This is a genomic window from Neorhizobium sp. P12A (assembly GCF_008365395.1).
In the GTDB taxonomy this organism is placed as follows: Bacteria; Pseudomonadota; Alphaproteobacteria; order Rhizobiales; family Rhizobiaceae; genus Rhizobium.
Genome location: NZ_QOVX01000002.1, coordinates 538,430 through 564,058, shown reverse-complemented (window position 1 = coordinate 564,058; position 25,629 = coordinate 538,430). Strand labels below are relative to the sequence as shown.

21 protein-coding genes are annotated in these 25,629 nt (G+C 60.9%); 7 read left to right on the top strand and 14 right to left on the bottom strand.

Going from position 1 to position 25,629, the window contains the following annotated elements; translation table 11 throughout:
• The first annotated feature begins 5 nt into the window (after positions 1-5).
• Positions 6-428 (top strand): hypothetical protein, encoded by a 423-nt coding sequence (locus tag DTW90_RS08765; protein WP_149337708.1) that lies wholly within the window; start codon positions 6-8, stop codon positions 426-428.
• 99 nt (positions 429-527) lie between these two features.
• Positions 528-3,092, top strand: a complete 2,565-nt coding sequence (secD, locus tag DTW90_RS08760; RefSeq protein ID WP_132521091.1) for a protein translocase subunit SecD — start codon at positions 528-530, stop codon at positions 3,090-3,092.
• A gap of 64 nt (positions 3,093-3,156) precedes the next feature.
• On the opposite strand, the gene DTW90_RS08755 is transcribed toward secD, so the two are convergent.
• A complete protein-coding gene (locus DTW90_RS08755; protein WP_132521089.1) occupies positions 3,157-4,032 on the bottom strand; it encodes an SMP-30/gluconolactonase/LRE family protein in 876 nt (291 codons plus the stop codon).
• A 240-nt stretch (positions 4,033-4,272) separates the two neighbouring features.
• Between DTW90_RS08755 and DTW90_RS08750 the strand changes: the two genes are divergently transcribed.
• Positions 4,273-6,342 (top strand): ATP-dependent helicase, encoded by a 2,070-nt coding sequence (locus tag DTW90_RS08750; protein ID WP_149337706.1) that lies wholly within the window; start codon positions 4,273-4,275, stop codon positions 6,340-6,342.
• A gap of 105 nt (positions 6,343-6,447) precedes the next feature.
• On the opposite strand, the gene DTW90_RS08745 is transcribed toward DTW90_RS08750, so the two are convergent.
• Positions 6,448-7,608 (bottom strand): alkene reductase, encoded by a 1,161-nt coding sequence (locus DTW90_RS08745; protein ID WP_149337704.1) that lies wholly within the window; start codon positions 7,606-7,608, stop codon positions 6,448-6,450.
• An 84-nt stretch (positions 7,609-7,692) separates the two neighbouring features.
• Here DTW90_RS08745 and DTW90_RS08740 point away from each other — a divergent pair, with 84 nt between their 5' ends.
• From DTW90_RS08740 to DTW90_RS08730, 3 genes are all read left to right on the top strand, one after another.
• On the top strand, positions 7,693-8,070 hold the full coding sequence (locus DTW90_RS08740) for a helix-turn-helix domain-containing protein (RefSeq protein ID WP_149337702.1): 378 nt from the start codon (positions 7,693-7,695) through the stop codon (positions 8,068-8,070).
• A gap of 194 nt (positions 8,071-8,264) precedes the next feature.
• Entirely contained in the window at positions 8,265-9,491 is a 1,227-nt protein-coding gene (locus tag DTW90_RS08735; protein ID WP_149337701.1) for an alpha-D-ribose 1-methylphosphonate 5-triphosphate diphosphatase, read from the top strand.
• 202 nt (positions 9,492-9,693) lie between these two features.
• On the top strand, positions 9,694-9,873 hold the full coding sequence (locus DTW90_RS08730) for a hypothetical protein (protein WP_149337699.1): 180 nt from the start codon (positions 9,694-9,696) through the stop codon (positions 9,871-9,873).
• Between the two features lie 464 nt (positions 9,874-10,337).
• On the opposite strand, the gene DTW90_RS08725 is transcribed toward DTW90_RS08730, so the two are convergent.
• From DTW90_RS08725 to DTW90_RS08685, 9 genes are all read right to left on the bottom strand, one after another.
• Positions 10,338-11,192, bottom strand: coding sequence for a hypothetical protein (locus tag DTW90_RS08725; protein ID WP_149337697.1), 855 nt, complete (start codon positions 11,190-11,192; stop codon positions 10,338-10,340).
• Between the two features lie 111 nt (positions 11,193-11,303).
• Entirely contained in the window at positions 11,304-12,185 is an 882-nt protein-coding gene (mmsB, locus tag DTW90_RS08720; RefSeq protein WP_149337695.1) for a 3-hydroxyisobutyrate dehydrogenase, read from the bottom strand.
• The gene (locus DTW90_RS08715) at positions 12,182-13,273 is read right to left on the bottom strand and encodes an enoyl-CoA hydratase/isomerase family protein (RefSeq protein ID WP_149337693.1); all 1,092 of its coding nucleotides are present in this window, start codon (positions 13,271-13,273) and stop codon (positions 12,182-12,184) included. The genes mmsB and DTW90_RS08715 overlap by 4 nt, the downstream gene beginning before the upstream one ends.
• Before the next feature lie 99 nt (positions 13,274-13,372).
• A complete protein-coding gene (locus DTW90_RS08710) occupies positions 13,373-14,968 on the bottom strand; it encodes a GMC family oxidoreductase (protein WP_149338404.1) in 1,596 nt (531 codons plus the stop codon).
• 19 nt (positions 14,969-14,987) lie between these two features.
• Positions 14,988-15,980 (bottom strand): branched-chain amino acid ABC transporter permease, encoded by a 993-nt coding sequence (locus DTW90_RS08705; RefSeq protein WP_149337692.1) that lies wholly within the window; start codon positions 15,978-15,980, stop codon positions 14,988-14,990.
• Position 15,981: 1 nt separating this feature from the next.
• Entirely contained in the window at positions 15,982-16,869 is an 888-nt protein-coding gene (locus DTW90_RS08700) for a branched-chain amino acid ABC transporter permease (protein WP_149337690.1), read from the bottom strand.
• Positions 16,870-17,113: 244 nt separating this feature from the next.
• Positions 17,114-17,815 (bottom strand): ABC transporter ATP-binding protein, encoded by a 702-nt coding sequence (locus DTW90_RS08695; protein ID WP_132521071.1) that lies wholly within the window; start codon positions 17,813-17,815, stop codon positions 17,114-17,116.
• A 1-nt stretch (position 17,816) separates the two neighbouring features.
• Complete coding sequence (locus DTW90_RS08690) at positions 17,817-18,599, bottom strand: ABC transporter ATP-binding protein (RefSeq protein ID WP_132521069.1); 783 nt, start codon at positions 18,597-18,599, stop codon at positions 17,817-17,819.
• An 8-nt stretch (positions 18,600-18,607) separates the two neighbouring features.
• Positions 18,608-19,816, bottom strand: a complete 1,209-nt coding sequence (locus tag DTW90_RS08685) for an ABC transporter substrate-binding protein (RefSeq protein WP_132521067.1) — start codon at positions 19,814-19,816, stop codon at positions 18,608-18,610.
• Positions 19,817-19,989: 173 nt separating this feature from the next.
• Between DTW90_RS08685 and DTW90_RS08680 the strand changes: the two genes are divergently transcribed.
• Positions 19,990-20,919: a LysR family transcriptional regulator gene (locus tag DTW90_RS08680; RefSeq protein WP_132521065.1), complete on the top strand. Its 930-nt coding sequence runs from the start codon at positions 19,990-19,992 to the stop codon at positions 20,917-20,919.
• On the opposite strand, the gene DTW90_RS08675 is transcribed toward DTW90_RS08680, so the two are convergent.
• The 3 genes from DTW90_RS08675 to DTW90_RS08665 all read right to left on the bottom strand — a co-directional run bounded on the left by DTW90_RS08675 (position 20,916) and on the right by DTW90_RS08665 (position 25,513).
• Positions 20,916-22,877 (bottom strand): EAL domain-containing protein, encoded by a 1,962-nt coding sequence (locus tag DTW90_RS08675; protein ID WP_132521063.1) that lies wholly within the window; start codon positions 22,875-22,877, stop codon positions 20,916-20,918. The genes DTW90_RS08680 and DTW90_RS08675 overlap by 4 nt on opposite strands.
• Before the next feature lie 211 nt (positions 22,878-23,088).
• Entirely contained in the window at positions 23,089-24,123 is a 1,035-nt protein-coding gene (galE, locus tag DTW90_RS08670) for a UDP-glucose 4-epimerase GalE (RefSeq protein WP_149337688.1), read from the bottom strand.
• A 223-nt stretch (positions 24,124-24,346) separates the two neighbouring features.
• Entirely contained in the window at positions 24,347-25,513 is a 1,167-nt protein-coding gene (locus tag DTW90_RS08665; RefSeq protein ID WP_149337686.1) for a pyridoxal phosphate-dependent aminotransferase, read from the bottom strand.
• Positions 25,514-25,629: the final 116 nt, after the last annotated feature.

The following is a 25,629-nucleotide window of genomic DNA, read 5'->3' as shown; positions in this document are numbered from 1 at the left end:
AACCCTTGGATCCGTTCGAACCCGGCTTTGCCGATAGCGAAGAGATGGACAGCCATGAGACGCCCCGCGCCGTGCCGCGGGTGATCGCATCGCTCGTCGTCGCCTTCTTCGCCTATATCGGCTTTGCGCTTGGCGGCGGGTTTGGAGCGGCCCTCAACACCGAGACGAGCTCCTTTGCAGCCGGCAAGAGCACCCAGCCGCTCTATCTGTCGCTACGCGATACGGCGCGCGGCATTGTTGCTGCTGAGCGCGACGCAGCGCCGAAGGGAACGTGGCATGAGGGCGCGAGCGCGCTGCTTCCCGCGCCGCCCTCGCTTTCGCTTCTCAACCCTCCCGCATCGGCCCATGACTATGCCGATGCCTCCCCGACGGCCTCCATTCCGTCGCGTGCCTATCTGGCGCGCGCGCCGCCGGTTTTCGTAGGCTGAGCTTACGTGCGCGCCCCATGCGGCGCATTTCAGACATGACGACAGACAACGCCGCCAGCGACAGTATCGCTGGCACAAGCGTATTGAAGGATTAACAACATGCGCACCTCACCATGGCTGGTGCTCACCTATACGGTGATCATCGTGCTTGGCCTCTTCATCGCCCTGCCGAACGTGCTTCCGCAGTCGACGCTAGACCGTATCCCGGCCTGGCTGCCGCATAACCAGGTCTCCCTCGGCCTCGACCTTCGCGGTGGTTCCCACCTCGTTCTCGAAGTCGACCAGAACGATCTGACCCATGAGCGGCTGCAGACGCTGCTCCAGGATTCTCGCCGCGTCCTGCGCGAGAAGAACATCCAGACGAAGTCGATCATCCTCAACAAGGACCAGATCGTCGTCACCCTGAACGACCCGTCGCAGAGCGATGCTGCCATCGAGCAGCTCAAGACTCTCGCGAACCCGGTTACCACAGGCCTCAGCGCCGGTCAGTCCGATCTGACGATCACGCCGAACGGTAGTGCTGTGACCGTTGCGTTTTCGCCGGCCGGTATCGCCGCGAACGTCGATTCCGCCGTGCAGCAGAGCCTTGAAGTCATTCGCCAGCGCGTCGACCAGGTGGGCGTTGCAGAACCGACTATCCAGCGCATCGGCAGCAACCGCGTCCTCGTCCAGCTTCCGGGCACCCAGGACCCCAGCCGCCTGCGCGAACTGCTCGGCTCGACCGCCAAGATGTCCTTCCATATGCTGGCCGATACGGGCGACCTCAACAATCCGGGTCCTGGCGTTACCGTCATGAAGGACGAAAAGGGCAACAGCTATCCGGTGCTCGACCGCGTCGAACTTTCCGGCGACCGTCTGTCGGATGCCCGCGTCAGCTTCGACCCGAATACGCATGAGCCGCTCGTCACCTTCCGCTTCGACAGCGCCGGTGCGAACCGCTTTGCCGAGATCACCCGCCAGAATGTCGGCAAGCCCTTCGCCATCGTGCTTGACAACAAGGTGCTGAGCGCGCCTGTCATCCGCGAGCCGATCACCGGCGGTTCCGGCCAGATTTCCGGCAGCTTCACGGCCGACAGCGCCACCACGCTCGCAGCCCTGCTGCGCGCCGGCGCCCTGCCCGCCAAGCTCACCGTCATCGAAGAACGCACCGTCGGCGCCGACCTCGGCAGCGATGCGATCAAGATGGGCATCTATTCCGGCATCGTCGGTTTTGTCCTCGTCGCCCTCTTCATCTTCGTTCTCTACGGAACGTGGGGCATCCTGGCCAACGTGGCCCTGCTCATCCACACGATCCTGACCTTCTCGGCCCTGACACTCGTCGGTGCGACGCTGACGCTGCCTGGCATCGCCGGTGTCGTTCTCGGCATCGGTCTCGCAGTCGACGCGAACGTTCTCATCAACGAACGCATCCGCGAAGAAACGCGCAAGGGCAAGAGCGCCTTTGCGGCCATCGATACCGGCTTCCGCCGGGCCTATTCGACCATCATCGACGGCAACATGACGGCGCTGATCGCCGCCTGCATCCTGTTCTACTTCGGCTCCGGCCCGGTTCGCGGCTTCGCCGTGACAATGGGTCTCGGCCTCATCATCTCGATGTTCACCTCGGTTGCCTTCGTGCGCGTCGCGATGATCGGCATCACCCGCCGCATGAAGCTGAAGGTGCTCAACATCAGGCCGCTGATCCCCTTCAGCCCCTATGACAAGCACATCAACTTCATGAAGGCGCGCTTTTTCGGCGTCAGCGTCTCGGCGCTCCTGTCGATCGCCTCCATCATCCTGTTCATCCATCCGGGCCTGAACTATGGCGTCGACTTCCGCGGCGGCATCCAGATGTCGGTCAAGACCCAGGACGCGGCGGATCTTGCTAAGTTCCGCGAGGGCCTGGACACGCTCGGCCTCGGCGAAATCACGCTGCAGTCCTTCGGCGACAAGAACAGCATCCTCGTCCGCGCCCAGCGTCAGGACGGCGGTGAAGAAGCCCAGACAGCTGCAGTGACCAAGCTGAAGGCCGAAGTCGCGAAGATCGATCCGACGGCGACGGTCGAAGGCACCGATGTCATCGGTCCGAAGGTTTCGGGCGAACTTGCCTGGGCGGGTATCCTGTCGGTCGTCATCGCAAGCTTTGCGATGCTGTTCTACATCTGGTTCCGCTTCGAATGGCCGTTTGCCGTCGGCGCCATCGCGACGTTGGTGCTCGACGTTACCAAACTGGTTGGCTTCTTCGCCATCACCGGTCTGGACTTCAACCTGACGGCGATCGCCGCTCTCCTGACGATGGTCGGCTATTCTGTCAACGACAAGGTCGTCGTCTACGACCGCATGCGTGAAAACATGCGTCTCTACAAGTCGATGCCGCTGCGCGAGATCATCGACAAGTCGATCAACGAGACCCTGGCGCGAAGCCTCTACACCAACGCCACGGCCTTCCTCTCGCTATTGCCGATGGCGATCTGGGGCGGCAGCGCAGTATCGAGCTTCGCGATCCCGATGGCCTTCGGCATCCTCGTTGCCGGCGCATCGTCGATCTTCATCGCAGCGCCGATTCTGCTCTTCCTCGGTGACTGGCGTCGCCGCCATGCGAGCCATTCCGCCGCGGCAAACGACGAAAAGCCGACCGAGGCCAAGGCTGCGAAGGATACAAAGCAGATCCCGGCTGCGGAATAACGGCAGTTTGATGGGAATGGCGTGCCCGGCATCCGGGCACGCTCCTCCGGCTTCTCGCCGGGTGTCAGTCCAGGGAAGGCATGTGCAACGGCAAGCCCGGACGGGGTACGGGAATTCGCTCGATCGCGCCGTGCTCCTGTTCCGTGATGACGGCGTATTTGCCGTCAGGCGCAAAAGCGATATTGCCTGGCCGCGCGCCGTTGGTCCTGATGTGACCAATCATCTTACCGCTTTGATCGACTAGCGAAATTTCCCCCTGCCCATACATGGCGCAATAGAGAATTCCGTTGCGGTCGAAGGCTATGCCGCATGGCCCCTTCAACTGATCCGTGATTGGCGATTGCAGCAGATGGGCAAATACTTCCTGACGTCCGCCAACGATCTGGCGATAGATATTTCCCGTCAGCGTCTCGCTGTAATACAGCAGCCCTTCCGCATCGAAGGCGATGCCATTAGCGAGCAGGAGGCCCGTCGCTAGGACCCTCAGCACCCGTCCTTCAATCGGATCGATCTGGTAGACACGGCCATTATAGGAAGCATCGATGAAATCGGCTCTGATATCCGTGCCGTCCACAAGGTCGGAAACGCGGACACCCGAATCCGTCAGGTAAAGCAGGCCGTCGGGACCGAAGGCAAGGCCGTGGGGAAAAAGAAACGGGCCGTCGGCAGCCCCCTCGATGGTCTGCAGAACCTGACCTTCGGGCGATATTTTCACGACGGAATTTTCAGGGCCGCCGGCCACCCAGAAGCAGCCGTCACCATCCACCGCAAGCCCGGACGGTCTGCCACCCGGGCGACAGATTTCGCGCAGGGAACCGTCATTTTCAATGAGAGACAAGCTACGGCGACTGTCTTCCAGCTCAACGAAAGCGATACGTCCATCCAGCAGCGCGACCGGCCCCTCGGGCTGGCGCAGTCCAACTGCGATAGTGTCGTTCATGCGGAAGCGTCCCTTGCGGTCGACAGTCCAACGGAATGTAAGGCTATCCTGTCCAAGTCGCGTTGTAAACGTATGTAATTCCCCCTCACGTTCCATTGTTGCGCCGCGTCAAACCACGCGGCCTTCTTGACAGCTTTGATTATTCTGGAACATTCGTCGAACATTCCTATGCACTAAAGGGCTGATTCGCTTTTCTGCGGCTTCCATCGGGGTCGACCATCCAGCCGGTCAGGAGAAATGATGAGCGCGGCCTACCTGGAAAAATTGAACCCGGAACAGCGCATGGCTGTCGAGCACGGCACCGGGATCGAGGGGCAGCATGTTGCCGGACCGCTGCTGGTCATCGCCGGTGCAGGTTCGGGCAAGACCAATACGCTCGCCCACCGCGTCGCGCACCTGATCCTCAAGGGCGCCGATCCACGCCGCATCCTGCTGATGACCTTTTCCCGCCGCGCGGCTGCCGAGATGGGACGGCGCGTCGAGCGGATCTGTGCACAGGTGCTCGGACCGAATGCCGGCATCATGGCCGATGCGCTCTCCTGGAGCGGCACTTTCCACGGCATCGGAGCGCGGCTGCTGCGCGACTATGCCGAACAGATCGGTCTCGACCCCGCCTTTACCATCCATGACCGGGAAGACAGCGCCGATCTCATGAACCTTGCGCGGCACGATCTCGGCTTCTCCAAGACGGAAAGCCGTTTCCCCACGAAGGGAACGTGCCTCGCCATCTACTCGCGCGCCGTCAATTCGGAAGCGGCGTTGGAAGAGATCCTGCGCCATGCCTTTCCCTGGTGCGCCACCTGGGAAAAGCAGCTTCGCGATCTCTTCGCCGCCTATGTCGAGGCCAAGCAGGCTCAGAACATTCTCGATTACGACGACCTGCTGCTCTACTGGTCGCACATGATGCAGGAGCCGCTGATCGCAGAGGATATCGGCGGCCGCTTCGATCACGTCATGGTCGATGAGTATCAGGACACGAACCGGCTACAATCCTCGATCCTGATGGCGCTGAAGCCTGATGGCCAGGGCCTGACCGTCGTCGGTGACGACGCGCAGTCGATCTATTCGTTCCGTGCGGCAACGGTGCGCAACATCCTCGATTTTCCGACCTCGTTCACGCCTGCGGCCAATGTCGTGACGCTCGATCGCAACTACCGCTCGACGCAGCCGATCCTGGCTGCCGCCAATGCCGTCATCGACCTTGCCTCGGAACGCTTCACCAAAAACCTGCGCACCGAGCGGCAGTCGGCCGAGCGGCCACGACTGGTGACGGTGCGCGACGAGACGGACCAGGCGCGCTATGTCGCCGACATGGTGCTCGATCACCGCGAGGAAGGCATCCGGCTGAAACAACAGGCCGTGCTTTTCCGCGCATCGCATCACAGCGGGCCGCTGGAAGTGGAGCTCACTCGCCGCAATATTCCCTTCGTCAAATTCGGCGGCTTGAAATTCCTCGACAGCGCTCATGTGAAGGACATGCTGGCCGCGTTGCGCTTTGCCCAGAACCCGCGCGACCGCGTCGCCGGCTTCCGGCTGATGCAGCTGCTGCCGGGCGTAGGCCCCTCGACAGCCCAGCGCGTCCTCGATCGCATGGGCGAAGAGCCGAGCCCGCTTGCGGCTCTGTCAGATATTCCCGCTCCACCACGCACGGGCGACGACTGGACCGCCTTCGTTTCGACCCTGCAGGAGGTGAAGAGTGGCAAGGCCGGCTGGCCGGCGGAAATCGGGCTGGTGCGGCAATGGTATGAGCCGCATCTGGAGCGCATGCACGAGGATGCTTCAACGCGGCTTGCCGACCTGATCCAGCTGGAGCAGATCGCCGCCGGCTATGCCTCGCGCGAACGCTTCCTCACCGAGCTGACGCTCGACCCGCCCGACGCCACCAGCGACCAGGCCGGCGTTCCGCTGCTCGACGAGGACTACCTCATCCTCTCGACCATCCATTCCGCCAAGGGCCAGGAATGGACAAAGGTCTTCATGCTCAACGTCGTCGACGGCTGCATCCCGGCCGATCTCGCGGTCGGCTCGTCCAGCGAGATCGAGGAAGAACGCCGGCTGCTCTATGTCGCCATGACGCGGGCAAAAGACAGCCTGCATCTTGTCGCTCCGCAGCGCTTCTTCACCCACGGACAGAATGCGCAGGGCGACCGGCATGTCTACGCCTCACGCACCCGCTTCATTCCGGCGACGCTGCTGCAGTTCTTCGAGGTCTGCGGCTGGCCGAAAGTCAGCTCGGAATCCGCTGCTATCGCCCAGGCACGCCAGGTCCGCGTTGACGTCGGCGCCCGCATGAGAGGGATGTGGCGGTAGCCGCTTCGATTTCGCGAACCCCTGAGCAGGGATTCGCCAGCAAATGTCAGTAATCAGCAGACGTCGGCGGATTTATCCGGCCCGAACGCAAGCTTCATCCTGCGGTCAGGCTGCGCCCTGCACGGCGCTATCGCCCGAATAGACCGGGAAGTCCGTGAAACCCACCTCACCGCGTCGGGTGTAATAGCTCGACCGATCCGCCACGGCCAGCGGCCAGCCATGCCTAAGACGCTCGGCGAGATCCGGGTTTCCGATATAAGGCCTGCCGAAGGCGATCATGTCCACCAGACCGGTGCCCAGCGCGTCCTCAGCCTGCTCGCGGCTGGTGAAGCCGCCGCACCAGATGATTGTGCCCGGAAACGCCGCCCGAACCTTGGCAAGCACGGCGTGGTCGATGTGGTGCTTTTCGAACTCGGCAGTCTCCATATTGCCCGTGGGCATCAGTTCGTAGAGCAGGTGAATGTATGCGACACCACGGCGACCCAGTTGCTTGGAAACGTAGAGCAGTGTCTCCTCGGCGAGAGGGTCCTCGGGCATGGAGTTGAAATAGCCGAAGGGTGAGAGGCGAACGCCAACTCGCCCGGGACCCAGCTCACGCACCGCCGCGTCGACAACTTCCATCAGGAGCCGCGTGCGATCCTCCACGCTACGGCCTCCGTAGCGGTCAGTGCGCGTGTTGAGGGCCGAGTTCATGAACTGCTCCAACAAATAGCCGTTGGCTGCATGCAGTTCGACCCCGTCGAAACCGGCTAGCCGCGCGTTGGCGAAGGCCTGGGCAAAGGTGTCGACCAGGGCCGATACTTCTTCCGTTTCGAGGCGTCGCGGCTTGCCTGCGCGCATGTAGCCCAACTTGCCCTCGGCATCGTGGGCAAACACATCCGAATTCTCGGCCGGCTGCTCGGTCACGCCCCAAGGGGCTTCGCCGTTTGGCATGAGCGACGGATGCGCCATTCTGCCAACATGCCATATCTGCGAAAATATCGTGCCGCCTTTGCGATGCACTTCATCGGTCACAAGACGCCAGCCCTGTATTTGAGCATCCGTATAGAGGCCGGGCGTCTTGGCGTAGCCTTTGCTGGATGGGGCAACGTCGGCTACCTCAGCGACAATCAGGCCGGCAGTGGCTCTTTGCCCGTAATAGGTGGCTATCAGTGCATTGGGGACGTCGCCATCGGATGTCCGCGTGCGTGTCATGGGCGGCATGACGATACGGTTCTTCAGCTGAACGGTACCGCCCAGCCATTGAGATTCGAACAGGCTCACCATAAATACTCCTTCGGTTATTGCCGGTCGAAGATTTATCTATTGGCGGCTATCCCAATCTACACACGCTTTGGTCAGTGGTGACACATGAACATCATCAAGAGACTGCCGGGCTTGCCGGTCGAGCGCACGCTGGGTGTCATCTCCGGGCGCTGGAAGGCGGTTCTGCTTTACACACTGCTGGATGGCCCGCAACGCACCTGCGAGCTTGAGACGCGCATTGCAGGCATTTCCCAGAAAGTCCTGATTGAGCAGCTGCGAGTGCTCGAGGAACATGGGATGGTGAGCCGACAGCCTTCTGCCGGCAGTTCTCAAGGCATCGAATACCTGCTCACCCCGCTTGGCGAAAGTTTGCGGCCTATCCTTGATTCACTCATCGAATGGGGAGCCCATCACGCCAAGGAACTCGATGAGGTCGACAGGCTTCTGCCATGCGAGGCTGTCGTGCGAGATCGTGTGATCTGACGGCCATCGCTAATCCGGTCCGTGAGCCGGTGAAGGCTTGGCCGTCACGCCGGGGTAGGACATCAAAATAAGGCGCGTGCCTCTGCGTCACCTTCTCAAATCTGTCATATCGGCTGGGTAGAAGCAGCCCGCGGCGCGCAGCCTGTCGTGGGACTTGGCTGCTGCGCCTCTTCTTTTTTGCGGGAACGAGACAGATGCAGAACAATTCGGCAGTGATCATCGAGGGCGCGACCGTGGTGTTCGGCGACCGTCTGGAACCCGCTTCTGTTCGCATCGAAAATGGCCGGATCACAGCGATCGACGGTGCCCGCGACGGAGCTGATATTGTTGACGGACGTGGCCATCTGCTTGCCCCGGCTTTCGTGGATATTCATGGCGACGCGTTCGAACGGCAGGTCATGCCGCGTCCCGGCACCATGCTCCCGGTTGCCCCCGCGCTGCTCGAAACGGACCGCCAGCTTGCCGCCAACGGCATTGCGACCGCCTACCACGCCCTGACGCTGAGCTGGGAGCCGGGGCTTCGGTCGGTGGAAAACGGTTATGCCATCGTCCGCGCACTCGACGCACTCGCCCCGCGGCTGACCGTGGACAATCGCGTGCAGCTGCGCTGGGAAACCTTCTGCTTCGAGGCTATCGACCTTATCCGCGAGGCGCTTGCCGGTCCGCGCAAGCCGTCGATCGCCTTCAACGACCACACATCGATGGTCATGCTGCATCCCTCGATACCGCTCCAGGAACGGCCGTTCGATTTCGATCCGGCCTTCCCGACGGTCGATCCCGAAACGCCTGCATTTGCGGAAAAGATGACGGAACGCGCCAAGCGGGCGAAGATCCCGGTATCCGATATGGTCGCGCTCGTCCGGAGCATGTGGGAGCGCCGGCCGCAGGTGCCCGCTGCGATCGAGGAAGTGGCCACTCTCGGTCAGGCCGTCGACGCGCCGATGTTGTCGCATGACGACAGCCAGATCGAGACACGCGATTTCTTCCGCCTCCGGGGCGCGCGGATCAGCGAATTCCCGATGAACAAGAGGGTGGCGCAGGCCGCCCGCGACGCTGGCGACTTCATCGTCTTCGGGGCGCCGAACGCGACGCGCGGCGGCAGCCACATCGCTTCGATCGGTGCCGCCGACATGATCCGCGAGGGCCTCTGCGACATTCTCGCATCGGACTATTATTACCCGGCGATGCTGCTCGGCCTGGCGCGGCTCAAGGCCGATGCCGTGGCACCGCTCCATGCGCTCTGGCAGCTCGTTTCCGGCAATCCGGCGCGCGCGTCCGGGCTTTCCGATCGTGGCGTGATCGAAGTCGGCAAGCGGGCGGATCTCGTGTTGATCGATTGGCCGGACGGCGCTGTCCCCGCAGTACGTCGCACCTGGGTCGCCGGCCGGGAAGCCTATCGCGCCGCTCCCGCGGGCCATTGAAGCGACAGGAAGTCGCATTGCGTCCGCGATTTTCTCTGCTTCGGCGTCGGCTCGTTCGGATTACGTTCATGTAAAACGGATAAACTAACCGCAGATTGTCACTCGAACGCTCAAAAGACTGAGCGCTCCCTGCAGAATGGCCGAACTCCCAATCAAACCGGCCTTCCATTCGTCAGGCATGTGTCTGACGAAGGAGATGAAGATGGAATATGAAGAAGACTTGAAGCTCGAACGGCGGCGTTATTTTCAAAAGGCGATTCTGGCCGTTTTCATTTGCGCAGCACTGGCCGCACTCGGTGCCTGGCTTATCCAGCCGCAGACGGCCTCGGCAACTGCGCCCCTGTCCTTCGTGCAGCCGGTGGATTTGACCGTTTCGGTCTAGGCTTGTCTTGCGACGGTCTGACCCCGTCAATTCGCCGCGTGGTTCGACGAAACCGGCGATACGCTTCGCCCGGTAACCAAGGCGCTGGGCAGATTCTCGCATATGATCCCGGCCACCGCGATGGCTGACACAAGAGCAATCACTGTTCCCCACGACTGCCGGCGGAAAGGCAGTGGCCACAGAGATCGAGAGATTTCTGGATCGTAAAGCATTTCGTCCGCCCCCTCCATATTCACGCGAAAGCCATGATCATCGACGCGATCGTTCCGAGGCAGATCAGGATCACGATCGCTTTCTCTGTTTTGGCGTCCATCATCGTTCTTAGCTTACGTCCGGTGAATTTGGATTGTCTAGTAGCCTGATGGACAATATCTGGTAACGAGCCTCATAGCGATTGTGGGACCTTCTAATTTCCGGCAATTCCGTAGCAAATATTTTCTCGTCCCAGAAAGCGGTCCCCACCCTCAAGTTGTCGCAGGCAGCGACGAGGATACGATGGGCTCTTCGACGACGGTGAGGTCTTTCTGATTGAAGCGTGCCGCAATGCCATTGGAAAGCTTCAGGACAATCATGACCTTATCGGCTGCTCCTTCCTGTTCCGTTATCGTGACCCAGCGGACAGAGCCGATTTCCCCATAGTTCGTCCTCCATCTGCGAGCGGAAAACTCCAGGAGGGTCTTGTCCGGGTAGCCGGTTCTGGTCGGTTCGACGAGAAAGCAAAATTGCCAGCCGAAGAGCCACAGCGAAATGGCAAGGGCAATGGCGGCGGCCACTGCAGGCGGAAGCGCAGGGTCTGCGCATGAAAATGCGAAGACGCCAGCAACGACGTCGAAAGCAAGACAAGCGTAGAATAAACGCCGCCTCATCCTGTTCCGGAGCAGCTTCAACCTTCCACTTGCAGCGATCAATGCAGCCTTATCGGGCGAATGCTCGACTGCCGACAACATGACCACAGGTATCACAACGGGAAACGGGTCGTTGAAGTCGAGTTCTACGCTTCTCCCGTTGGCATTTGCCTTGATCGCTGTCCCGATTTCCCCAGCAGGCGTCAGCCACTTGGTGCCGGCATAGATTTCCGTCCATAGCTCTCTGGTTTCGAGCCTGACATAATAGTCAGCGAGGCCGGTCGTTGCGGCAATCGCGGCAAAGTAGGGTATACGCCAGAGATAGAGCGATGCATACGCCTCGCTGGACAGCATCGCGGAGAGGAAGAGCGCGCAGGCCGCAATGATCGAGGCCCAGGTGATCGACGTCAACAACCTGCCGGTGCGAAGACATGCTTTCATATGATCGAAGGGGAATGTCTGACTGACAGGCATTCCGGATATTTGCTTATCCCACTCGCTCATTGGGGTGTCGGCATGAACAGCATCGGCCTCCTGAGGAAATAGCTATCTATGGTAGCATTTGCCGCAAGCCTCCTCCAGTCCTTAAATCCGCTCCCGAAACATCTCGATGATGGCGGAGAAATCACGCGCGCCATTGCCCTGTTTCTCGAACAGAGAGAAAAGCTGGGCAGCCTCGGCACCCAATGGCGTGGCCGCGCCGCTCGATAGGGCCGCCTCCTGCGCCAGCCGAAGATCCTTCAGCATCAGCGCCGCCGCAAAGCCGGGCTTATAGGAATTGTTGGCCGGCGAGGTCGGAACCGGGCCTGGAACCGGGCAATAGGTATTGATCGACCAGCACTGGCCCGAGGAGGTCGAGGCGACGTCGAACAGCGCCTGATGCGAGAGCCCGAGCTTCTCGCCGAGCACGAAGGCCTCGCAGACGCCGATCATCGAGATGCCGAGGATCATGTTGTTGCAAATCTTCGCTGCCTGGCCGGCGCCCGCGTCGCCGCAATGGACGATCTTCTTGCCCATGGCTTCCAGAAGCGGTTTGGCGCGCGCAAAGCTTTCCTCCGAGCCGCCGGCCATGAAGGTGAGTGTCGCCGCCGTCGCACCGCCCGTGCCGCCCGAGACCGGGGCGTCCAGCGAAAGGCATCCCGCCTGTTTGGCCATGGCGTGAGCCTGCCGGGCGCTGTCGACATCGATCGTCGAGCAATCGATGACAAGCGTGTCCTTGGCCGGCGAGCGGGTGATATCGCCCCAGACGGTCAGGACCTGCGCGCCCTTCTGCAGCATGGTGATCACGACCTCCGCATCGGCAATCGCGTCAGTCAGCATATTGGCGGGCTTCACGCCGGATTTTTCGGCAGCGGCCAGCATGTCGTGGGAAAGGTCGAAACCGGTGACGGTATGGCCCGCCTTGACGAGATTGGCGGCCATGGGCCCGCCCATATTGCCGAGACCGATGAATGCGATCCGTGTCATGATGGATTTTCCTTCCCGTCCTGATTCTCAAAAAGCTTAGGCTTCTGCGCAAAGAAGCGATCGATCGTCGCCTCATCCACCTTTGCGAGGCTGGCGGGAGACCATTTCGGATTGCGGTCCTTGTCGATGACGGCCGCGCGGATGCCTTCGTAGAAATCCGGGCTGTGCAGGACCTGCAGGCAAGCGCCGAGTTCGCGCTCCAGGCATGTGGCAAGGCTCTTGCTCCTGCGCCCGGCCCGCAGCAGCCGCAGCGTCAGCTTCAGGCTGGTCGGCGAACGGGTGGCGATGACCTTCAAAGTATCCTGGGCAAAAGCCTCTGGGGCCATGGCGAGAGCCGCCAATATTTCTTCGACCCTGTCATGGGCAAAAGCAGCATCGATCAGCGCCCTGGCGTTGGCAAGCTTCCCATCTGCGGGTTCGCCTGACCTGCCGGCGATGACATCATGCACATGCGCTGCAGAAGCGTCCGACGGCAGGTCGCCGATCGCGGCAACCAGATCGGTGAGGCCGGATGATGCCACGCAATGGTCGGCAAGGCCGGCATAGATGGCGTCGGCCGCATTGATGTCGAGGCCCGTTAACGCCATCCAGGTCCCGAGTTCTCCCCGCGTGCGCGGCAGCAGCCAGGTTGCACCGACATCGGGAAAATAGCCGATGCCTGTTTCCGGCATGGCGAGCCTCGTCCGCTCCGTGACGACGCGGTGGCTGCCATGGGAGGAGAGGCCGACGCCGCCGCCCATGGTGATGCCGTCCATCAGCGCGACATAGGGTTTGGGATAATGGGCGATCGCATGGTTCAATCGAAATTCCGCCCGCCAGAATGAGCTCGCATCGCCGGTGCCATCGCGGCCGCTGACGTGAAGTGCGCGGATGTCACCTCCGGCGCAGAAGCCGCGCCCGCCTTCGCCCATGATGACGACGCTGGCAATCGTGTTGTCTATCGCGAACGCCCGCAGGGCAGCACTGATCGCCTCGACCATCGGCAATGTGAGGCTGTTCAGCGCCTTCGGCCGGTTGAGGCGGATGACGCCCGCTGATCCGCTGCGTTCGATGATGATGTCGTCGGTGCCCGATTCCGTAAGTGACATCTGCCTTCAAAGCTCCGTTTTATGTCCGACGCCCCGCTTACCCAAGGACCCGCTTACCCAAGGACATGGGCCTTACATAGTATCTGTCCAGCGCCGGGCTCAACGATTGTCGGCCAGGATCATTTCGGCTGCCTTCTCTGCGATCATGATCGTCGGCGAATTGGTGTTGCCCGAGGTGATTGATGGCATGACCGAGGCATCGGCGATCCTGAGCCTGGCCAAGGCCCGCAGTCTCAACCTGACATCGACGACGCTCTGCGGGTCATTGCCCATGCGGCAGGTGCCGACCGGATGGAAAATCGTGGTGCCGATATCGCCCGCAGCGCGCTCCAGATCGGCTTCGCTCTGGTAGGAGGGGCCGGGCTTGAACTCCTCAGGCTTGAATCGGGCGAAGGAAGGCTGGGAGACGATCTTTCGCGTCAGCCGGATGGAGCGCACGGCGATCTCGCGGTCGCGGGGCGTCGAAAGATACTTCGGGCTGATCGTCGGCTGGGCGGCAAAATCGGGGCTTGCCAGATGCACCGAACCGCGGCTCTCCGGCCTCAGATTGCAGACGCTGGCGGTGATTGCCGGGAAGGAATGGAGAGGATCACCGAACTTGTCGAGCGAGACGGGCTGCACGTGATATTGCAGGTCGGGCGTTTCCTTATCGGGACCGGAGCGGGTGAAGATGCCGAGCTGGCTCGGCGCCATCGCCATCGGGCCGGAGCGGCGCATGAGATATTCGAGCCCGATCGCTGCCTTGCCGATGAGCTTCGTTGCCTTCTCGTTCAAGGTCGGCACACCTGTGACCTTGTAGGCCATGCGCAGTTGCAGGTGATCCTGCAGGTTTTCGCCGACGGCCTTGACCTCGCGCACGACATCGATGCCGGCCGCACTGAGCACATCGCCGCGGCCGATACCGGAGAGTTCCAGAATATGCGGCGAACCGATCGAGCCGGCGGATAGCACGGTTTCCTTATCCGCATAGGCTCGCTTGGCGGTGCCGTCATGCTGGAACTCGACGCCGGTTACGATGCCTTCCTCGACCAGCAGACGGCGCGCCTGCGCCTTGGTCAGGACGGTCAGGTTCTCTCGCTTCATTGCCGGCCGCAGGAAGGCCTTGGCGGTGTTCCAGCGGATGCCGGAGCGCTGGTTGACGTCGAAATAGCCCGACCCTTCATTGTTACCGCGGTTGAAATCCGCGGTCTCCGGAATGCCCGCCTCACGTGCCGCCGCCTGGAAGGCGTCGAGGACGGCCCAGGTGACGCGCGCCTTCTCGACGCGCCACTCGCCGCCCGTCCCGTGCATCTCGTCCTTGCCTCGATAGTGATCCTCCGAGCGGGTGAAATAGGGCAACACGTCATCCCAGCCCCAGCCGGTACAGCCGAGCTGGCGCCAGAGATCATAGTCCCGGGCCTGGCCGCGCATGTAGATCATGCCGTTGATCGAGGAGCAGCCGCCGAGCACCTTGCCACGCGGATAATTCAGCGCCCGGCCATTCAACCCCGCTTCCGGCGCCGTCGTGAAGCACCAGTCGGTCCGCGGATTGTTGATGCAATAGAGATAGCCAACCGGGATGTGGATCCAGTGGTAGTTGTCGTTGCCGCCGGCTTCGAGGAGCAGGACGCGGTTGTTGCGATCCTCGGACAGGCGGTTGGCGAGCACGCAGCCTGCACTGCCGGCGCCGATGATGATGTAGTCGTAGCGATCCATTTTTCCGCCGTTCACCGCCTCATCGACGATATTCAAACCCCAGCTTCCGTCCGAGACGCGAGGCGTAGAACTCACCGATGACGCCGCGGCGGAAGAGCAGGACGCAAACCATGAAGACGATGCCCGTGATGATCGTCACCGGGAATTCCGAGGTGGCGAGATAGTTTTCCAGCGTGACGACGAAGGCCGCCCCGAAGAGCGGGCCGATCAGCGTGCCGATGCCGCCGAGCAGGGTCATAAGAATGACCTCGCCTGACATCTGCCAGGCGACATCCGTGAGCGTGGCGAACTGGAAGACGAGCGCCTTGACCGCACCTGCGAGGCCTGCGAGCGCCGCCGACATGACGAAGGCGCCGAGCTTGTAGCGCACCACGGAATAGCCGAGCGATATGGCCCGCGGCTCGTTCTCGCGGATCGATTTCAGGATCATGCCGAAGGGAGAATTGATGAAGCGCCAGATGATCAAGACGCCGATGATGAAGACGGCGAGCACGAAGTAATACATCGTGTTGGTGTTGCTGAGATCGATGACGCCGAAGAGGTGGCCGCGTGGGACCGACTGAATGCCATCCTCGCCCTCGGTGAATTTCGCCTGCAGGCAGAAGAAGGAAAACATCTGCGCCAGGGCCAGTGTGATCATGGCAAAGTAGATGCCCTGCCGGCGGATCGCGAGGAAGCCCATGACAAGGCCGAGCACGGCTGCGCCTGCGACACCCGTCAATATGCCGAGCTCTGGCGGAAAGCCCCAAGATTTCACCGTATAGGCAGTGAAATAGGCCGCACCGCCGAAGAAGGTCGCGTGGCCGAAGGAGAGCAGGCCGGTATAGCCGAGCAGCAGATTGAAGGCGCAGGCAAAGAGCGCGAAGCAAAGAAGCTTCATCAGGAAGATCGGGTAGACGAAGAACGGCGCCAGTAGAAGAAGCAACAGGCCTGTCACCAGGAAGCCGGCCTGAACCGACATGGCCGTGCGACTGCGTTCCTTCGATTTGAGCGTATGGGTCATCTCAGCCATATCAAGCATCCCGCCCGAAGAGACCCGCGGGCCTGAGGAGAAGCACGATCGCCATGATGACGAAGATAACGATATTCGAGGCTTCGGGATAGAAGACCTTTGTCAGTCCCTCGGCAATGCCGAGAAGATAGCCCGTCACAATCGCCCCCATGATCGACCCCATGCCGCCGACCACGACGACGGCAAAGACGACGATGATGATGTTCGACCCCATCAACGGCGACACCTGATAGATCGGCGCCGCCAACACGCCCGCGAAAGCGGCGAGTGCCACGCCCAACCCGTAGGTCAGGGTCAGAAGAACAGGCACGTTGACGCCGAAGACCTGAACGAGGACGGCATTTTCAGTGGCAGCGCGCAGATAGGCGCCGAGCTTGGTCTTCTCGATCAAAAGCCATGTGCCGATGCACACGACAAGCGAAACGATGACGACCCAGCCGCGATAGATGGGCAGGAACATGAAGCCGAGATTGACGGCGCCGGTAAGCGCGGATGGCGGCGCATAGGGCTGCCCCGAGGCTCCATAGAGGTAACGGAAGGTGCCCTCGATCGTGAGCGCCAGGCCGAAGGTGAAGAGGAGGCCATAGAGCGGGTCGAGATCGTACAGCCTCCGCAGGAACAGCCGCTCGACGACCGCACCGAGGATGCCGACGATGAGCGGCGCGAGGATCAGCGAGGGCCAGTAGCCGATGCCGGTATAGGCAAGCAACAGGTAAGCCGCGAAAGCGCCGAGCATATATTGCGCACCATGAGCGAAATTAATCACCCGGAGCAGGCCGAAGATGATGGCAAGGCCGAGGCTGAGCAAGGCGTAAAAGGAGCCGTTGATGAGGCCGATCAGTAGCTGGCCTAGGAATGCTTGCAGCGGGATGCCGAAGATCATCGTCATGGCGTTACGGCCTCCGCTCTCTTCACGATGCGATGACAAAGACCCTCTCTGGCCCGCCGGTCCCGGGGTCGAGCCACCGGTCTCGACCCGTCCTTCGGACCCCCACAAGGGGGGAGAAGACTCGTGGCGCGGCCTTGACCCAATTGCAGCATGGACGATAGGGCAGATAAGCCCCTCCCCCTTGTGGGGAGGGGTTGGGGAGGGGTCTTGCCATCAGCAAATTCGAGAGCCCTGATCACCACCATCACACCCCCAGAACCTTATGCAGCATCCCCATCCGCTCCGGCAGTTCACCGACCGGGAATTCAGCTACCATCTGGCCGTGATCCATCAGATAGAAACGATCGGCGATGCGGCTGGCAAAGCGGAAATTCTGCTCGACGAGGAGAATGGTCATGCCCCGTTCCTTGAGCTTCTTCAGCACCTCGCCGATGCGCTGGACGATGACGGGCGCAAGGCCCTCGGTCGGTTCATCGAGCAGCAGGCAGCGCACGCCTGTGCGCAGGATACGCGCCATGGCGAGCATCTGTTGCTCGCCGCCCGAGAGTTTGGTGCCAGTGCTGTTGCGGCGTTCGTAGAGATTGGGGAAGAGTTCGTAGATTTCATCGAGCGTCATGCCACCCTTCGCCACAACAGGCGGCAGCATCAGGTTTTCCGAGACGCTGAGGGTGGAGAAGATGCCGCGTTCTTCCGGCACGAAACCGATGCCGCGATGCGCGGTCTTGTGCAGCGGCACCTGCATCATGTCGGCTCCGTCAAAGCTGATCGTGCCCTTTCGGGAGCGGATGATGCCGACGATGGTGCGCAGCGTCGTCGTCTTGCCGACGCCATTGCGGCCGAGGATGGTGATCGTCTCACCCTGGCCTACCTTCATGTCGACTCCGTGCAGCACGTGGCTTTCGCCGTACCAGGCATTGAGGCCCTGGATTTCGAGAAGCGTCGTCATCTCACGTCTCCTCCGTGCCCATATAGGCCTCGCGGACACGCGCGTCGTTGCTGACGGTGGCGTAATTGCCCGCGGCAAGGATCTCGCCCCGCTGCAGCACGGTCACGTGATGGCAGATATTGGAGACGACGGAGAGATTGTGTTCGACCATCAGGACGGCGCGATCCTTTGCGACGTCGCGGATGATGCCCGATACGACGCTCACATCTTCCTGTCCCATGCCGGCCATGGGCTCGTCGAGGAGCAGCACCTTCGGGTCGAGCGCCAGCGTGGTGGCGATCTCCAGCACGCGCTTGCGACCGTAGGAGAGATCGGCGGCCACTGCATTACGCTCCTTGGTCAGCCCGACGACGCCAAGAAGTTGGTCCGCCCGATCGTTGAGGCTTTCGAGCGCTGCGAGTGGCCGCCAGAACTGGTGGGCCAGATTGTTGGGCCGCTGGAGCGCGACGCGCACATTGTCCAGCACCGTCAGATGCGGGAAGACCGCCGATATCTGAAAGGAGCGCACGAGGCCCATGCGCGCCACTTTGTCGGGCGGGGTTTTGGTAATATCCGTTCCCATCAAGGTGATCGTGCCGTGGGTCGGCTGCAGGAATTTGGTGAGGAGGTTGAAGACCGTCGTCTTGCCGGCACCGTTCGGCCCGATCAGCGCGTGGACGCTCGCATCGTGCACATCGAGATCGACATTCCTGACAGCGGTGAAGCCACCGAAATCGCGTCTCAGGCCGCGGGCGGACAAGACCACCCGCGGTTCCCTGTTGTTGTTGGCCGCAGAGACAGCCATCGCAGCGATCAGCCGTGGACCAGCGGGCAGCCGCTCTTGGCGGGATCGATATAGGCATCCTTGCCGGGGATCGTGGCGAGCACGTTGTAGTAATCCCAGGGTGCCTTGCTTTCTTCAGGCTTCTTGACCTGCAGCAGGTACATGTCGTGGATCATGCGACCGTTCGGGCCGACCTTGCCGCCGCGACCGAAGAAATCGTCGACCGGCATTTCGTGCAGTTCCTTGGCGACAGCTTCGGTGTCATCCGTCCCGGCCTTCTGGATCGCCTTCAGATATTGCGTCACGGCGGAATAGGTGCCTGCGTGGACCATGTTGGGCATCTTGCCGGTGCGTTCGAAGAAGCGCTTGCCGAATTCGCGGCTCTTGTCGTCGAGGTTCCAGTAGTAGCCCTCGGTCAAGGTCAGCCCTTGCGCTGCCTGCAGGCCAAGGCCGTGAACTTCAGCCAAGGTGAAGAGGAGAGCCGCCAGATGCTGGCCTCCCTGGGTAATGCCGAATTCGGCCGCCTGCTTGATGGCATTCGATGTGTCGAGGCCGGCATTGGCAAGGCCGATCACCTTGGCGCCGGAGGATTGTGCCTGCAACAGGAAGGAAGAGAAGTCGCTGGTCGACAGCGGGTGGCGGACGGAGCCGACGATCGTGCCGCCGTTTGCCTTGACGAAATCGCTCGTCTGCTGCTCCAGCGAATAACCGAAGGCATAGTCGGCGGTCAGGAAGAACCAGCTGTTGCCGCCCTGCTTGACCATGGCGCCGCCGGTGCCGACTGCAAGCGCATGCGTGTCGTAGGCCCAGTGGAAGCCGTAGGGAGTGCAGGCCTTGCCGGTGAGGTCAGTAGTGGCAGCGCCTGTGTTGATGGTGATCTTCTTCTCATCCTTGGAGAGCGCCTGCACGGCAAGGCCAACGGAAGAGGTGGTCAGTTCCATGATCGCGTCGACATGATCCTGATCATACCACTGGCGTGCAATGTTGGAGGCTAGGTCCGGCTTGTTCTGATGGTCGGCATCGACGATCTCGATCGGGGCACCAAGCACCTTGCCGCCGAAATCCTCGACCGCCATCTTGGCAGCCTCGACCGAAGACTTGCCGCCGAAATCGGCGTAGACACCCGACTGGTCGTTCAGGATGCCAATCTTGACCACGTTGTCGGAGATGCCGGCGGCGAAAGCAGCGGTGCTGCCGGCCAGCAGAAATGCCAGGGACGCGATGATGTTCTTTCGCATTACTTCTCTCCTCCCAGAGATTTGGCAGATTGCGAATCTGTTCAGAATTGACCAGCCGTTCTCCTCAAAACGACTTTTCAGAATATTACGATCAAGGAAATCGCGCGTTGACGCAAGCATAGTTTGCAATTAATTCCAAACAGGGTCTGTTCATTTTTGAACAGAGGAGGAGCATGAACGGGTCGCAGCATTTCACCTGGGACGATCTGCAATTCTTTCTCGCCGTGGCGCGGACGGGGCAGCTTTCGACCGCTGCGCGGCAATTGCGCAGCAGTCATGCCACCGTCTCCCGGCGCATCGACCGGCTGGAGTTCGCACTCAAGGTCAAGCTCTTCGAACGCAATCCGCGCGGCTATGTGCTGACCAGCATGGGCCAGCGATTTGTCGATACCGCCGAGCGGATGGAGCAGGAAACCGAGCGGCTTCAGGCCGATCTGGCGGCGGGCTCCACCACACAGCGCGGTGTCGTGCGCATCAGCGCGCCGGAGGGATTTTCCAACTTCTTCTTTGCGACGATTTTGCAGGATTTCAACGCGCGCTATCCCAACATTGCGCTCGAGCTCGTGACGATCCAGCAGATCATGTCCCTGTCCCGCAAGGAGGCCGATCTCGGCGTGGTGCTCGACGAGCCAAAGGGTGGCCCCTATTTCGTGGAGAAGCTCACCGACTACCATCTACAAGTCTATGGATCGCGGGACTATCTGGCCGTCAATCCACCTGTGACCTGTCGCGAAGATCTGCTCGATCATCCCTTCATCGGCTACATCGAAGACATGATCTTTGCGCCGGGGCTCGACTATCTCGGCGACATACATCCGCGCATCCGGCCGCAATTCCAGAGTTCCAGCATCTTTGCGCAATTGACGGCAACGCGAAACGGGCTCGGCCTATGTGTTCTGCCCTACTTCATCGCCGACGGATACCCTGACCTGCAGATGGTGCTGCCCGGTGAGGTCGATCTGAAGCGGCACTACTGGATCACCTGTCATCGCGATCTGAGGCATGTGCCGCGTGTCAGGGCAGTGATCGATTTTCTGGTGGAAGCGGTGGAACGCAATGCCCCGGCCTTCCTCGGCCGGGCTTCGGCAATCCTGCCCGACTAAGCGTTGACGGCCTTGGGCAGCATCGTGCCGGCCTCGTTCTGCCGCACGAATTCGATTGCGCGGTCGAGGGACAGGGGCCGGGAGAAATGATAGCCCTGCGCCAGCCGAACGCCTGACGCATAGAGGGCCTTGGCGATCTCGGCCGTCTCGACGCCTTCAGCCACCGACGCGATGCCGAGATTGTGGCAGAGGTCAGCGACGGACCTTGTGATGTTCATGCAGCGCATGTCTTGCTCGAACTGCATGACGAAGCTCTTGTCGATCTTGATCTTGTCGAATTCCAGCCGATGGATGTGGCTGAGGCTTGAAAAGCCGGTGCCGAAGTCATCGAGCGCGATGGTGATGCCGGCTGAACGCAGCATGCCGATCACTTCATAGGCCGTATCGAAATCCGACAGCAGCGCCGTTTCGGTGATCTCGAACTCGATGCGCCTCGGATCGACCGTCGCGGCATTGATCATGGCCAGCAGCGCCATGGATGTCTCCTGGTCGCAGATATCGCGCGCCGACAGGTTGAAGGATAGGCGAACCGGAGCGGGAATGACAGCGAGCGCCTGAAGCGCCTGCGCAAACAGCGTGCGGGTCATCTTGCCGATGACGGCGGTACGCTCGGCCGCCGGAATGAAGGCATCCGGGCTGATGCGGCCGAACCGAGCGCTGTCCCAGCGGGCGAGCGCTTCCAGGCCGACGACGCGGCCATCGGCAAGGTCGACGATCGGCTGATATTCGAGCTTCAGTTCCCTGGCGAAATCATCGCCCTGCAATTCCAGCTCGATGAGGTGGCGCTGCTTCAGGATCGTTTCGAGATCGTCCGAGAAGAATTCGACGCCACCGTTCCGCTTGTTCTTGACCTGATAAAGCGCCAGATCCGCCTTTTCATAGAGTTCTTCTACGGTATGGCCGCCACCCTCGGGATAGACGATGCCGCATGAGCCGGAGACACGGATCGAGCCGCCCGGAACCTCATAGGCCTGCCGCAGGGCGGCGCAGAGCGCGTGTCCCCTATCGGACACGTCATCGCGGCTCATATCCCGCGGGAAGATCACGCCGAATTCGTCGCCGCCGAGGCGTGCGACCGTGCCATGGCTGCCGATCAACGCCTGAAATCGCGCGGCCGTTTCCTTCAGCACCTGATCGCCGGCAGCATGGCCGAACACGTCGTTGACCGGCTTGAAACCGTCGAGATCGACGAGGCCGACGATCGGCGCCTGGTCGGGATGCGCTTCAAGGAGAATCTGCAGTTCGCGGAAGAAGCTGCGGCGGTTGGCAAGGCCGGTCAGCTGGTCATGCAGCGCATTCCTGCTGTTGACCAGGTTCAGCCGCTCGGCCTCCTTCTGCTTTTCCTCCAGCTCTTCCGTCAGCCGGACTAGACCGGAAAAATTCTGGAAATAGCTGTTGATCACGCGAATGAAGGGATAGGCGAGAAACATGACGCTCAGGGCTGTCGCCTGGAAGACCGGATTGCCGGAAAACATGAAAACCACCACCATCATCGAGAAGGTGATGGCCGTCGTCACGAAGGCCGCCGCCGGCAGATGCATGAGACAGAAGATGCAGGATATGCCTGTGACAACAAGAAAATAGGCAATCTGTCCCTGCTGAAACGGGTTGCCGTACTGGTAAAGCGCGATCGCCCAGCCGCCGAAACCAACAGTCAGAACGCCTGAGACGTAGATGGTCCGCCGCATCACCTTGTAGGCGCGTTCGGCATCGAGACGGCCCTTGCCGTTCATCTGCCACCAGATGATGCGGAACACGCAAACAACGCTCAGCGCAACCGGGATATCGAGTGCCAGCCAAAGCGGTGCTGCATGAATATGGGTAATCGCGACGGATAGCGCGTTGATCACGAGGAGAACGTAGAGAATAGGAATCTGTGCCGACAGGGCGTCGTACTGAGCCAACAGGAACTTCGGGTTGTCCTTCTGCAAACGCAGACCTGAAAGCAGACTTTTCATGGTTTCCCTCTCTCGATAATCATGAAACCACGGAAAACTTGATTTTCAGTTATTTTTCAGGAGTAAAAATTTACACAACCGGCACGTCTTTGAATATATTATCTTCCGCGACAGGGAAGTTCTCTATTATTTACACATCTGCAAAACTTCTTTTCTCAAATTAATACTCAGCAATATCTATACTTCAAACAACAATGGCATCTGGCCTGACTCAGGCATTTGCGGCTGCAAGGACCTTCTCTGCGCCGCCAAGATCGAAGTTCGAACGATGGGCAAGATAGTTTTCCCAGGCGAGCGACGATCTGACGATCGTTTCCATGCAATTGTATTTCGGCGTCCAGCCAAGCTCGCGGCGCGCCAGCGAAGCATCTGCAACGACGCAGGCAGCATCGCCCGGCCGACGCGGCGCCATGTGGATCTTGAAGGCACGACCGTGCACGCGGGTGACCATGTTCAAGACGTCAAGCACCGACCAGCCCATGCCATAGCCGCAATTGGCAACGAGCGAATGACCGCCGCCACGCAAGCGCTGCAAAGCTTTCAGATGGGCATCGGTCAGATCGGTGACGTGGATATAGTCGCGCACGCCCGTGCCATCATGGGTCGGATAGTTGGTTCCGTAAATCTCGACCTGCCTGCGCCTGCCGAGAGCTGCTTCGCAGGCGACTTTCACGAGATGGGTCGCGCCGTCGGTGGACTGTCCGGTGCGACCCTTGGGATCGGCGCCGGCAACGTTGAAATAGCGCAGCGTGACATGATTGAAATCATAGGCTGCCGCAGCGTCCCGCAGCATCATTTCCGACATGAGCTTGGACTGGCCATAAGGGCTTTCGGGACGGAGCGGCGCTGCTTCCTGAACCGGTTCGCAGGAGGCCTGGGGACCATAGACGGCCGCCGTCGACGAAAAGACGAAATTGCGGATGCCGGCCTTGATGGCAGAGCCCATGAGCGAGCGCGTCTTGACCGTGTTGTTTTCATAATAGGCCAGCGGATCGGCAATGGATTCAGGCACGACAGCGGAGCCGGCAAAATGAATGATGGAATCGATGTCGTTTTCCGCAAATATCCGCTGCATCAAGGCTTCGTCTGCAACGTCACCAAGATAGAAGCGCGCAGCCGGGGCGACCGCCCAGCGAAAGCCAGTCGAAAGCCGATCTACGACGACAACCTGCTCGCCGGCATCCAGCAAGGCCCAGACCATGTGACTGCCAATATAGCCGGCGCCGCCTGTTACCAATACCGCCATTCTTCGCACCCCTGCCTACTCGTACGGGAAGCATATGAGGCCCGCTTTCTTTCAGATTTGACTATCAAAGGGCGCTTTGCACTCCTTCGGAACACAAAGATTACTTGCGTGGTTAGCCCCTCATTTCGACAATTATTCAAGTTTTATCGATCTGCTATTTCGGCAGCAAAAAGCCCGGCACGGAGCCGGGCTTTGGATCTGCTACGGCAAGTTGTCCAGTCGGTCAGAGACGCTTGATATAATCGCTCAGGCGTTCGGCTGCGTCGGCGATCTGGCCCGGGTTGCGCAGGAAACAGGCGCGCAGGAAGGCTTCGCCGCCCTCGCCGAAGGCCGTTCCCGGGGCGAGCCCGACACCTGTCTTGTCCACGATGTCGAGCGCTGCCTTGCGGCTGTCGACGATGCCGTCGACCTTCAAGAAGGCATAGAGCGCGCCTTCCGGCTTCAGCGTCTCGACCCTGTTGGTGGCGATGAGCGTGTCGCAAAGGATATCGCGCGAGCGGATCGCCCTTTCGATGTTGGAGCGGACGAAATCGTCGCCTTCGTTCAGCGCGGCGACAGCGCCTTTCTGCATGAACTGGGCGACACCCGATGTCGAATATTGCACCAGGTTTTCGATGACCTGCCCCGTCTCCGGCGGCGCCACGATCCAGCCGACCCGCCAGCCGGTCATCGACCAGTTCTTCGAGAAGGAGTTGACGAAGAGGATACGATCATTCGCCTCCTTGACATCGAGGAAGGAGGGCGCGCGGCCGCCACCGTAGTAGTAAAGCGCGTAGATCTCGTCTGCCATGATCCAGAGTCCGTGCTTGCGGGCAAGCGCGAGCATATCCGAGAGGTCCTGGCGCGTCGCGGTCCAGCCGGTCGGGTTCGACGGCGTATTGATGAACATGCCCTTCGTCTTCGGCGTGATTGCTGCCTCGAGCCGTTCGAGGTCCAGCGTCCATTTGCCGTTTTCGAACTGGAGCGGCACGCCGACGCGGCGGGCGCCCGATATCTCCAGCGCTGCGGCAATATTCGGCCAGGCGGGGGTCAGATAGATCATCTCATCACCTGGCGAGGTGATCGCCTGGACGGAGAGCTGAATTGCCTGCATGCCCGAGCCGGTCACGTAGAAATGCTCTGGCGACAGAGAGACGTCGAAATGCCGGACGTAGTAGTCCGAGAGCGCCTGGCGAAGCTCGGGAATGCCGCGCTGCCAAGTATAGAACGTCTCGCCGGCAGCAAGTGCAGCCATGGCAGCATTGTTGATGAAATCAGGCGTCGAAAGGTCGCCCTCGCCGGCCCACAGCGGCAGAAGGCCGTCGCGGCCGCGGGCATAGTTCATCACTTCCACGATCCCGCTTTCGGGCGCGGCAAGCGCGCGCGGGCTCAGGCTGGTCAATATCGACATGCAAAGTCTCCGGTTTTCGCCTTCATAAAACAGTTTAGAGGGCAAATCCCATGACTTTGACTTAGTCAAACATCGATTTCTGTGATGAATGACGCTCTGCCTCTGCGATCAAGGCT